The organism is Halomonas sp. BDJS001 (assembly GCF_026104355.1).
Taxonomy (GTDB): domain Bacteria; phylum Pseudomonadota; class Gammaproteobacteria; order Pseudomonadales; family Halomonadaceae; genus Vreelandella.
This window is the reverse complement of sequence record NZ_CP110535.1, coordinates 2,181,714-2,192,806: the sequence shown is the minus strand read 5'-3', so window position 1 is coordinate 2,192,806 and position 11,093 is coordinate 2,181,714. Positions and strand designations below refer to the sequence as shown.

The window sequence follows — 11,093 nt, the reverse complement described above, 5'->3', positions numbered from 1 at the left end:
TTATTCTCCCATCTGCTGGCTGACCTGAGCCACAGCAGCCACGATATTAGTGTAGGCCGCACACCGGCAGATATTGCCGCTCATATACTCCCGGATTTCCTCAGAGCTCCCAGCGTGCCCTTCTCGAACACAGCTCACGGCTGAAAGTATCTGACCAGGGGTGCAATACCCACACTGCAAAGCATCATGGTCGATAAATGCCTGCTGCATGGGATGAAGCCGTCCATCATTTTCGGCAAGCCCCTCAATCGTAACGACCTCACGCCCTTGGGCAGCAACCGATAGCGTTAGGCATGAGAGCTCGCGCCGACCGTCTATCAGCACCGTGCAGGCACCGCACTGCCCATGGTCACACCCTTTTTTGGCCCCTGTAAGGCCAAATTTTTCGCGAAGAGCATCAAGCAGTGTCATACGGCTATCGAGATCAGCTCGGTGACTCATACCGTTGACGTTTAATTCTGTAGGTATCGTTGCACGTATATCCGGCTGAACTTGCTCAGATGTTGATGCAGTGCCCGCCTTCGCCGTTGCCACTCCTCCGCCACCACCTAAAAGAAGTGCTGCGGCACCCGTATGAGCAGACCCTATAAGGAAGCGGCGGCGCCCTTCTGACACGGGCTTGTTCTTAATGCGGTCGTCATCCATTGGAAGCCCCCTATCCTTATAGATATCTACACATCACGACTCAAGCTAGGCACCGCAGCCAACTGAATGCTCAACGGCAGCCTAACTCTTCGAAGAAAACGCTTAAATTGACATATACTTCCCTATTGATACTGTTGATTTCCTGCACGTCAGGCTATGCAATTCCTATCAAGGACAGGTGCATTCCTATCACTTAGCATTTGTGCCGAGAACCAGCTAAGAACGCCATCATCCTCACATTTAGCGGACAATAGCCCCCCCGACAAGTGGACTCCCCAATAAATTGTCATATTTCGGTAGCGGTTAGAGGTCACGTTCCATATCCCTGCACGCATTTGAGCATTCAGAATTATGAACAGCGATATTATAAATAAACTTGAAAATTTAAGACGATCTTATTTATTGAAAAGCAGTTATCTAGTCCTCGGCAGTGCAAGTAATTTTGATATGCCTTAAATATGCACGATGTTGACCAGATTCAAGTAACTAAAACCTGGCCAACTTTCGTCACTGTCTCCACATATCCAACAACATTAAGGATTTCGCTCTGTCAAATCAGAGGGAGAAAAGTGCCGTGTTTCACTGGCGTACTGTGCAGCCGCTGACTCAGGCGAAATAACGCTATTACCTTCCGCCGAACCTCGCTCTGCGAGAGCTACACCTGAAGTAAGGGTTAATGCGATAATGAATGCTGCGTTTAAAATTTTCATGATTGGCTCCTTTCATAGCTACCGCTTATTTACAACTAATAAACAAGGCGTTTGAATAAATTTCGTTGGTAATATTGTTGGGCGGGACTAAAGCATAGACCCACCCGATATTACTAAGCGTCTTCCATGGACTCAGCGTCGTTTAGGAATTGCTAGCAAGTACTTCCGAAGGTGATACGTTTCGAATATCACTGTCATGCTGCGTAGCAGTCGATTCAGGGGAAAGAATCCGGTTATCTTCGCCTGATCCTCGTTCTGCAAGTGCAACGCCAGAAGTAAGGGTTAATGCAATGATTAAAGCTGCATTTAACATTTTCATGATTGAAATTCCTTTTGATTAGCAGTGGTTAATCCGACAATTTATGTTGTTCGGTGATAGGCATTTTGCCTGCCATCACCGTACGATTGGTGATCAATAGTCTCGATAAAATGATCAAGAGTATTAAATGGTCGCTGAATTGGCTCCTTTAAGCTGGACATCTCTAAACCAAGACCCGCCCGGCATTAGAACCATGTACCCAACGTCGTTTAGGAATTGCTCGCAAGTACTTCAGACGGTGGAATATTCCGAATATCACCGTCATGCTGGGTAGAAGTCGATTCAGGTGAAATAATCCGGTTATCTTCACCTGAGCCTCGTTCTGCCAGTGCAGCGCCAGAAGTAAGCGTTAATGCAATAATTAAAGCTGCGTTTAACATTTTCATAATTAACTCCTTGTGCTTAAAAGTGGTTGTTTAACTTCAGCGGCTATATAGCAACAAGCCGGGAGTGACAAACAACATACACATACATGATAGGATCAAAAACCCAGAATCAAAATGCATAATACTGCCAATTTATTGCCTAATCCGATCAAGCGCTCTATTTGTGAGAATTTCCGCTGTCACGATGCAGTGATGGGAACCAGTATTGAGGGCGGCCTTATCACCGCACAGAAAAATAACTACAAATAATTAGCATCATTGATCAAATAGAAATATCTTGAGGGGAGGGAGAATGCCGGGCACTACTTGTTTTATACTGGTCTGATTTAATTTTTCTGTTGGGAGAGGAGTAGTTTTTTCTTACTTAAAGACTCACTCGACAAGCGATACGCTAGAATCAAGCATTACTGCCAAGAATAAAACCGCGTTTAACGTCTGAATGGTTTTCATCTTATGCCTAGTTTGGCAAAAAATAATAATGAGATTTGCTACTCAGCTTGCCACCTTATGAACATATGATAGATGCAATGTAATGAGAGCAATAGGCAAAATCCTCTCCAATCCTTGCCTAATCCGATCGAAACGCCTTTTCGTATAATAAAGATTGCCTGTAGTGGGGTGAGACAGTGGTGGCATGTATCAGCTTTGGAGGTTGAATGATAGCCGCACGAGTGAAAGTAACCTCAGCTCTTTTTGGAGGTATAGCTTATCGTCTAGGTGATATGCATCCTACTTGACGATGTAAAATGATCGTTTTACACTTTACGAATGGATACTAAAACGAAGCTAATCTCTGCTGCAGAACATCTTTTCGACCGCCACGGCTTTACCGCCACAGGTATGGACCGGCTAACCCAGGCCGCCAGTATGTCGAGTCGCACACTCTATAAACACGCTGGGAGCAAAACAGCGCTGATTACTGAAGTCCTGGGAGCAAGGCATCTACGTTTTCAGCAAAGCATCGAAGTAAATAGCGTCGATGCTCTCTTTGGCGCTTTAGAGAAGTGGGTGCAGACGGAAAGCTGCAGAGGTTGCCTTTTCCTGCGCGCTTACGGAGAAACCGGCGGTGATACACCCGAAGTCACAGAAGCCGTCATGGCACACAAATCATGGCTTTATGAAAAGATACAGGAAATCATATTCATAGAGGCCGGCGGCAAACATAATCCTGAACTGGCCGAACAAATTCTTATTCTGTTCGAAGGCGCGACGGCGGCTGCCGTCTATCGCGGTGCTGAATCGATAACATCAGCGCGTAACGCTGCTTCGGTACTTATCCAGCAGGCAAGATCATGAGTCCCAGCTTATATCTGGGTGCAACGGGTTTTGGTCTCATCGCCGTTTGCTACGGCTTTGCTCGTTTCGCCTTTGGGCTGTTTCTGCCGCAAATTGACGCTGACCTTTCCCTATCTCCCACTTTGAGCGGTTTAATATCCGGCGGGTCTTTCCTAGGCTACTGCATAGCCATCGTTCTATCGGCGTTTCTTACCGAACGAATTGGCGCTCGCGCCGTTGCCGTGGGCGCGGCCCTGGTCGCAGCGATAGGCATGATGGGTATCGCAACAGCCCCTTCTCCCCTGCTGCTCGCTAGTGCGGTGATGTTAGCAGGATCAAGTACGGGGCTCGCCTCTCCACCCATGGCGGCGGCAGTGGCCACCGCCGTTCGAGCTGATCGGCAAAGTGCCACTAATACGATAATTAATGCCGGTACCAGTGCAGGGGTGGTGCTCTCAGGGCCGGTAGCATTAATGATGGGGGGACAATGGCGTTTAGCCTTCGCAGGTTTTGCGGTAGCCGCCTTTATAATGGCAATTGCTGCCGCGTACAGCGTACCAAGTAGAAGCAACACAGCCTCGAAAACCGCAGCCGGTTTTCCTCCGCTTACCCGTGCCATTGTCCACTTGATTACTGCATCTTTTCTGATGGGTGCGTCCAGCACCGCGCTCTGGTCATTCGGCGGTCAGCTCGTTACGCTTCAGCTTGGTTGGAGCAGCACTGGCGCAGGGCTGCTTTGGATTGCTATCGGCGCGGCAGGTATCGTGGGAGCAAGCGCGGGAACGTTAGTCGCACGTTTCGGAATCGATCACATTCACTGGCTTTTCCTGGGGGCATTAGCGGCAGGTATTCTGTTGGTTGGCACCAGTGCCACCACTCCGCTACTGGCAATCGTCGGGGGCATGTTGTTTGGCGCGGCTTACATCATGCTCACGGGTGTCTATTTGGTATGGGGCGTTACGGCGCTACCCGACCGGCCTGCAACGGGCCTTATGATCGGTTTTTTGACTATCGCGATAGGCCAGACGGCTGGCGCCCCACTCTTTGGGCTGTTAATGGAGCAATTAACCGCTGACCACGCCGTGATCGCATTTGCATGCCTTACTTTTACCGCAGGGCTGGCGAAAGCTGGAACTGTCTAGCGTCTAATGCTGAACCGCTTCAAGCTCAGCTAAAATCGTCAGCAGCCCCTTCTCCACGTTATATCACTCACTTCCAAACGGCTCATTGAAAGCGATAAAAATAAGTGGCTCTAACGTGCCGAAAGGCGCTAGGAGATGCGGTCAGCTCTTTTTAAACATGCTTGATGCGTTCAAGATAATAACAACATTAGGCTAAGTATCGTCACTTCTTGCCTAATACGATCCATAAAGTTATGTTAGGGAATCTCTGATTATTGAGAGCAAGCAATGAAGGATCTTCTAGAACAAATACGTGATCGAGTGCTGCGCCATGAAAGTGGCGTGCATGCGAATACGGTCTTGCCTCAGGCAGTGCTAGCCGTCGTTCGACGCAATAGTGTCCCCAATCCATTATGTGCGGCGCGGGTATCTGTTTGGTTCTTCAAGGAACCAAACAACTCTTTATTGGCGAAAAGATGCTACGCCACCCAGCAGGCCACTCTTTCGCTTCGCTTGTCGAGCTACCCTCGACTCGATGCGTATTTGAGGTGGAAAACGAACAACCCTACGTTGCCACCGGCCTGAATATTGACCATAACGCTCTTGTCAGACTAATGGCAGACATTCCACCTTCTCCTCAAGCCAGTGAACCTACTCCCTGCTTTAGTGAAGCGCTGGCTGACCGTGAATTACTGGAAGCTTGGGATCGTTATTTAGCGCTACTTGACACCCCTGCTGACATTCCGGCCTTAGCGGCGCCAAGAGAACGGGAACTGTTATATCGCTTATTGCAGAGCCCACATGGCGCTCTCCTTAAGCAACTCGCGCAAGACGAAGGTAAGCTTGTGCAGGTTAAGCGAGCCATTGACTGGATACGCGGTCATTTCGATGAGCCACTATCGATTAATGCGCTTGCTGAGATGTCTGAAATGAGCGTCCCCTCTCTCAATCGACACTTCAGAGCCGCCACTGCAGCAAGCCCTCTTCAGTATCAAAAAACACTTCGCCTTAGGGCGGCTCGGCAACTCTTGGCCAAAAATAACAATGTAACCCATGCCGCATCCGCGGTGGGTTATGAGAGTACATCGCAGTTCAGTCGCGAATACTCTCGCCTCTTTGGTTACTCACCTAAACAGGACGCCCAGGCACTTCGCAGCAACTCTCATGACGTAACCTATGCAGTCGTCTAACTAACGCTAACATTATATTGATGACATCTCCCGCACCGGCTCATTGATGATATTAACCTGGGTACCGACGCGCACCTGATCGAAGAGCGCTTTGATATCGTCAGCGTGCAGGCGAATGCATCCTCGGCTAGCACGCATACCAATACCGTCCGGTCGGTTAGTGCCGTGAATTAAGTAACCAGGAATATCCAACAGGATGGCGTATTTACCGAGCGGGTTATCAGGCCCTGGCGGCACAACGCTGGGCGGTGGATCGCCGCGCTCCGCTGCTTCCCGTCGAACCGATGCGGGTGGGTACCAGGCTGGATCTTCCAGTCGCATCGTGGTTTTGGTAATACCAAAAGGGGTATTAAATCCATCGCGCCCTATACCAATAGGATAAGTCTGAACACTTGACGTTTCACCGTCTCGAGCTTCGGGGTAGTAGTAAAGCCGCAATTCAGCAATATTGATGACGATGCCTTTACGCTCAACATTGGGAAGTATGAACTGCGCCGGGATGTGCACTTGTGTTCCTTTGCCAGGCACCCAAAAGCTTACATCAGGATTGGCCCGACGAATTTCTTCGTAGCCAATACCGTGCGCATGCGCAATATCCAGCAGCGTATCCTCTTCGTTCTCTACCCTAACGGTATAGTTCTCGCCCACGGTATTGCCTGATGCTGGTAGCAGGTAATGACCCTGGCTCACTGAAGTTTCGGCAAATACCTGAGAAGGAACAAGCCATAAGGTTATCACCAGTAAGCCGTATATAAGACGTTGGCAATATCTATCAAATGAATGAGGACTGTAAAAATTCATAGACAATTCAATTCTCTAGTCAGTATTTAAATTAATCAGAAGGAAGGGGCATTAACGGCTAATAAAGTGAGAGTATTGTCAAACAGCTCTCTATGAACACACCGCTATTGCCAAACTGTTAATGCTTTCCTACGTGAAGCTCTTAGCACTACACCACACTTATCCCTTCGCTCACTTTTCTCCTGGTAAATTGTGTATTGATTGGCACACAAACAATAGAAGAGCCTGATATCGCCTGTCAATATTTATATGCCAATCAACACAAAATTGTTGACTCAGCTAAATTCCGTGCTAGCATCCAATTTATGTATCGATTAACACATAAATAGAATGCTAGCGGGATAGGTCGATCTGCTTGCACTCGGGAACTGCTTATCTGACCGCCAATACTTTTAATTGATTGAGGCAAACAAATGGCAAACGCAGTGAATCGCAAGTTTCTTCTTGCGGCGCGACCTAATGGCATGGCTACGCTAAATGACTTCAAGTTAGTACAAGAAGATATTCCATCGACTCAGAACGGCGAGGTTCTATTTCGCAATACCTTGTTCTCAGTCGACCCTTACCAACGCAACCTGATGGGCAACGGCTCGTCGGAGCTGCCACCGATTAACGTTGGCGACCCTATGCAGGGGCCTACCGTCGCGGTGGTAGAAGAGAGTAAACATCGAGATTTCGCCGCCGGAGATCATGTACAGACGTGGACGGGCTGGCAGGACTACGCAGTTTCAGACGGAACAGACATCCGTAAGCTTGATCCGGATTTAGCTCCTCTGTCGACAGCGTTGGGGCCACTTGGTCTAACCGGATTTACTGCTTGGTACGGCACAACGAAACTCCATGAGTTCAAACCCGGCGGCACGTTCGTCGTCACTGGCGCCGCTGGGGCGGTAGGTTCTACGGCCGCTCAGCTAGCCAAGTTGCGCGGTCATCGCGTCGTGGGTATTGCCGGCGGAGCTGCTAAGGTCGCTTACCTAAAAGATGAGCTTGGTCTTGACGACGCTATTGATTACAAAGCCGACGACTTCGAAGAGCAGCTCGAGCGGGCTCTACCCAACGGTATCGACGCCTTCTTCGAGAATGTGGGTGGTGCTATTTTCCCGGTGCTAATGGAGTACTTTAATCCGCACGCTAAAATGGTCATCTGCGGCACAATTGCAGACTACAGCAATACCGAACTTCCAAAGGGGGTGAACTATCTGCCAAGGCTGATCACCCTGATTCACTACCGATTTATCGATATTAAGGCGTTTGCTGTTCCTAATGTGTTGGACACCTTTCCAGAGTTTTTATCCGAGATGGCGCCTTTGATCGAAGGCGGCAAAATCAAGTACGGCGAGGAGTTTATCGACGGGTTTAACCAGCTACCAGAGACGTTCCTATCGCTGTTCGGTGGCCAGCATAGCGGCAAAAAGCTGATTGTCAGAACCGATTGAACTCATAGATAACTCTGTTTGAACAGAGAGGGCTGGGAGGCAACTTCAACAGCCCTCTCTTATGGGTCAACAGTGGGCTGGCTGTTTAAATCGGCCTAGCGACCAACCTCTTAAGTTTCTCCCTTCATGCAGCATCCAAAATTGAATAAGGTCATCTAGTGAGCATTCAGGACAACAAACGTATTGTCGAACGCTTCAGCAGCCATTTTGAGCGTTCTGCTATTGACGAGATACTGAGCATGATGAGCGAAAATGCCATTTGGTGGATCAAGGGAAAACCGCACCTATTTTCTGGAGCGGGAAAAAAACCAAACCCGAAATGGAACAGATCTGGCATGACCTATATGCATCCCTACAAGGCGGCTTGAAGATGGAGGTTCTCGATATGGTTGCGGAAGGCGATCGCGTGGCCGCTGAGATTCGCTCCTTTGCTTTCACCAAAACCGGTAAAGTCTACGAAAATGATTATCACATGCTCTTTACGATTCAAGATGGAAAAATTATTCAGGTAAAGGAGTACACCGACTTGATGCACGCGGCCGAAGTTTTTCTTTGATGCTTTAGTATGTATCAACCGGGCAGAGAAAAGCATTTAGCCTGGTATCAGACGATAAGGTTTTCTCAATTTACTGAGCGACATTAGCGAGCACCATGACAGGTATAGTGGGCAAGTTGACAACCGCATGGACAACCACGGCAGGCCAGATGGATCCGCTGCGCCGAAAGATTTCACCGGCAATGAGACCAACTACCAACGCTGCGGGGAACACCATATTGATGCCATGAAACACAGCGAAGATAGATGCTCCACCCACTACCCCAACAACAGGGCCATAACGTAGCAAGGCCGTGGTGACCACACCTCGGAACAGGAACTCTTCGCCGATCGGCGTTATAACGGCCAGGAAAAACGTAGCCAGCACAACAGTCATTATCCCACCGCTCGCTCCTGTCGCATAGATCTCCTGGGGACTGGTACTCTCCCCTGTCAGCGAGATGTAGACGAGGATCGCAATGCTTTTGATCACAAAGGCAATCACCCCAGCCGCCACCCCGATAAACAGCCAGCGATAGGTAGTGCGCCGAATTCCAAACGCTGCCCACCAACGAATACGCCAGAAGGCTGCAAAAAAACCAGCCAGACTCGCTACGCCGGAAAGAGCGGTAAACATCAAGCCAATAGCCACAGGGTCGATGGCAAGCCGAGAAATGAGTATGCCGCCTCCATAGCCGAGAACGGCCAGAACAGCGAGGCCGAGTGCTACCTCCCGCCAACCTGGATGAGGAATTACTTCTGGTGAAATCGCACTTCCTGGGGGTTGCGATGTAAATGACATAGCACTTAAATCCTTTTGTTGCTTTGCATGACAGAGATGATCTCATTGAGAAACATTAAATACTGATCTGCACAAAAATACAGCCATTACGTTGCCGAGTCATTTCAAGAGGTTTATATTTTTAGTCATGCAAAACTCCGAATCGACGCCGCAAAACAATGCAACACCCCCCACTCGCAGCCGCGGGAGGCCTCGTGCATTCGACCGAATGGCCGCGCTGGATCAAGCGACTCGCCTGTTTTGGTTAAAGGGCTTTGAAGCCACCTCCATGGCAGATCTTACGAAGGCCATGGGGATTGGCTCACCCAGCCTGTATGCGGCATTTGGTTCAAAAGAATCCCTTTACGCCGAAGCAGTCCGCTACTACGGCGAGACGTATGAAGGGCACTTTTGGAACAAATTTTATTCTGCAGCAACGGCCCGGGAAGCGGTCGAGTCGTTATTAACTGAATCCGCGACAGCCCTGACGGGTTGTTTAAACGATACTCCCCGAGGCTGCATGATGGCGCTCTCATCCGTTGGCAGCGAAGGGCATCCAGAACTGGGCGAACTGCTGCGCTCGACGCGAGCCATTGGGCTTGAGCGCCTTATAGAGCGCTTTGAGCTGGCCGTTGATGAGGGGGAGCTTCCCACTGGAACCAACATTCATTCACTCGCCCGCTTCGTACAGACGATTCAGAGCGGAATGTCGATTTTAGCCCGTGACGGGGCAACCCAAGCCGAGCTGGAATCAGTGGCTCAGGTCACCATGATGGGTTGGGATGCCAAAGTTAAAAGCGCCTTTGGTGAGGAGCAGTCTACTTAGCCTTTGCATGTTTATCCGAGTCAGTAATTGCAAAGAAGTAAAGTCCAATTTTATGACGGAGGGAGACATGGATTCGCTTACAAAGCTTGTCGATAATATTGCTCGTCATATTCAAGATGACGGAACCTACCAAACATCAATTCCAGGCGTTAACCTTATTCGCTCTGGCACTCCCACCCTTCCCATGCCAGTAGTATACGAACCGACACTATGTTTAATCGCTCAAGGCCGTAAGCAGGTGATGCTAGGCACTACCATGTATGTGTACGACTCAGCGAGATACCTGATCGCCTCGGTCGACATGCCCGTGATCGGGACGGTGATTGAGGCCAGCGAATCCGCACCTTATCTATGCCTGGTTCTCAATTTGGACATGGCAACACTAAGCGATCTTGCATTAAAAATCCCTGCATCCACACAGCACAATACCTCTGCAAACGGGATTTCGCTTAATGATACGACGCCCGAGTTGCTGGATGCCGCTGTTCGGCTTACCGACTTGCTCGACAAACCGGACGATATTGAGGCATTAGCACCACTGGTTATTCGGGAGATTCTCTACCGTCTTCTGAAGGATCCTGGCAATAGCACCCTACGCCAGATGGCTACAGCGGATAGCCGCTTGAATCAAATTGCCAAGGCTATTGTCTGGCTAAGGGAGCACTACACTGAAGCCTGCCGGATTAATGACATCGCTGATACGCTAGGCATGAGCAGTTCCTCTTTTCATGCTCACTTCAAGGCGATTACGTCCATGACCCCACTTGAATTCCGTGGCCAGTTACGCCTGCAGGAAGCACGCAGGCTGATGGTGGCGGAGGGAATGGATGCATCCAGCGCAGGCTATAGCGTCGGCTACGAGAGCCCCTCTCAGTTCAGCCGCGACTATGCCCGCATGTTCGGCAACCCTCCAGCCAAGGATGCCGGGAGATTACGTAGGGTAGTTTAGGTTAGCGCGCGCACCGATTCGCGCGATAGTGCCATAGACCAAAACCTTACTCTTCCCAGGTCGATAATCCTGTTCTGACGACAATGGCTTCAAACAGCCTGGCTCCATTGAGGTTGGTG

Annotated in this window: 13 protein-coding genes and 1 pseudogene; 8 read left to right on the top strand and 6 right to left on the bottom strand. The window is 49.6% G+C overall.

Features of this window, described 5'->3' with window-relative positions; genetic code table 11:
* From OM794_RS10025 to OM794_RS10010, 4 genes are all read right to left on the bottom strand, one after another.
* Positions 1-645: a (2Fe-2S)-binding protein gene (locus OM794_RS10025; RefSeq protein WP_226249397.1), complete on the bottom strand. Its 645-nt coding sequence runs from the start codon at positions 643-645 to the stop codon at positions 1-3.
* A 533-nt stretch (positions 646-1,178) separates the two neighbouring features.
* Positions 1,179-1,355 (bottom strand): hypothetical protein, encoded by a 177-nt coding sequence (locus OM794_RS10020; protein ID WP_226249398.1) that lies wholly within the window; start codon positions 1,353-1,355, stop codon positions 1,179-1,181.
* 142 nt (positions 1,356-1,497) lie between these two features.
* On the bottom strand, positions 1,498-1,674 hold the full coding sequence (locus OM794_RS10015; RefSeq protein WP_226249399.1) for a hypothetical protein: 177 nt from the start codon (positions 1,672-1,674) through the stop codon (positions 1,498-1,500).
* 209 nt (positions 1,675-1,883) lie between these two features.
* A complete protein-coding gene (locus tag OM794_RS10010) occupies positions 1,884-2,060 on the bottom strand; it encodes a hypothetical protein (RefSeq protein ID WP_226249400.1) in 177 nt (58 codons plus the stop codon).
* A 768-nt stretch (positions 2,061-2,828) separates the two neighbouring features.
* On the opposite strand from OM794_RS10010, the gene OM794_RS10005 reads away from it, so the two are divergent.
* The 3 genes from OM794_RS10005 (at position 2,829) to OM794_RS09995 (ending at position 5,646) form a co-directional block, all read left to right on the top strand.
* Positions 2,829-3,356 carry a TetR/AcrR family transcriptional regulator gene (locus tag OM794_RS10005; RefSeq protein WP_226249401.1) on the top strand — a complete coding sequence of 176 codons (528 nt, stop codon included), beginning with the start codon at positions 2,829-2,831 and terminating at the stop codon, positions 3,354-3,356.
* Positions 3,353-4,477, top strand: a complete 1,125-nt coding sequence (locus tag OM794_RS10000) for an MFS transporter (protein ID WP_226249402.1) — start codon at positions 3,353-3,355, stop codon at positions 4,475-4,477. Before OM794_RS10005 ends, OM794_RS10000 begins: the two co-directional genes overlap by 4 nt.
* A gap of 392 nt (positions 4,478-4,869) precedes the next feature.
* A complete protein-coding gene (locus OM794_RS09995) occupies positions 4,870-5,646 on the top strand; it encodes an AraC family transcriptional regulator (protein WP_226249403.1) in 777 nt (258 codons plus the stop codon).
* 30 nt (positions 5,647-5,676) lie between these two features.
* Here OM794_RS09995 and OM794_RS09990 read toward each other — a convergent pair.
* Positions 5,677-6,447 (bottom strand): annotated as a pseudogene (locus OM794_RS09990) (L,D-transpeptidase family protein); the annotation flags it as partial.
* A gap of 413 nt (positions 6,448-6,860) precedes the next feature.
* Here OM794_RS09990 and OM794_RS09985 point away from each other — a divergent pair.
* The 3 genes from OM794_RS09985 to OM794_RS09975 all read left to right on the top strand — a co-directional run bounded on the left by OM794_RS09985 (position 6,861) and on the right by OM794_RS09975 (position 8,439).
* The gene (locus OM794_RS09985) at positions 6,861-7,883 is read left to right on the top strand and encodes an NADP-dependent oxidoreductase (protein ID WP_226249404.1); all 1,023 of its coding nucleotides are present in this window, start codon (positions 6,861-6,863) and stop codon (positions 7,881-7,883) included.
* Between the two features lie 158 nt (positions 7,884-8,041).
* Entirely contained in the window at positions 8,042-8,251 is a 210-nt protein-coding gene (locus OM794_RS09980) for a hypothetical protein (RefSeq protein ID WP_265154557.1), read from the top strand.
* A gap of 2 nt (positions 8,252-8,253) precedes the next feature.
* Positions 8,254-8,439, top strand: a complete 186-nt coding sequence (locus tag OM794_RS09975; protein WP_265154556.1) for a nuclear transport factor 2 family protein — start codon at positions 8,254-8,256, stop codon at positions 8,437-8,439.
* A 70-nt stretch (positions 8,440-8,509) separates the two neighbouring features.
* Here OM794_RS09975 and OM794_RS09970 read toward each other — a convergent pair whose 3' ends face one another.
* Positions 8,510-9,220: a CPBP family intramembrane glutamic endopeptidase gene (locus OM794_RS09970; RefSeq protein ID WP_226249406.1), complete on the bottom strand. Its 711-nt coding sequence runs from the start codon at positions 9,218-9,220 to the stop codon at positions 8,510-8,512.
* 208 nt (positions 9,221-9,428) lie between these two features.
* Between OM794_RS09970 and OM794_RS09965 the strand changes: the two genes are divergently transcribed.
* The gene (locus tag OM794_RS09965; RefSeq protein WP_265154554.1) at positions 9,429-10,025 is read left to right on the top strand and encodes a TetR/AcrR family transcriptional regulator; all 597 of its coding nucleotides are present in this window, start codon (positions 9,429-9,431) and stop codon (positions 10,023-10,025) included.
* A 67-nt stretch (positions 10,026-10,092) separates the two neighbouring features.
* Positions 10,093-10,974, top strand: coding sequence for an AraC family transcriptional regulator (locus tag OM794_RS09960; protein ID WP_226249408.1), 882 nt, complete (start codon positions 10,093-10,095; stop codon positions 10,972-10,974).
* The last annotated feature ends 119 nt before the right edge of the window (positions 10,975-11,093 follow it).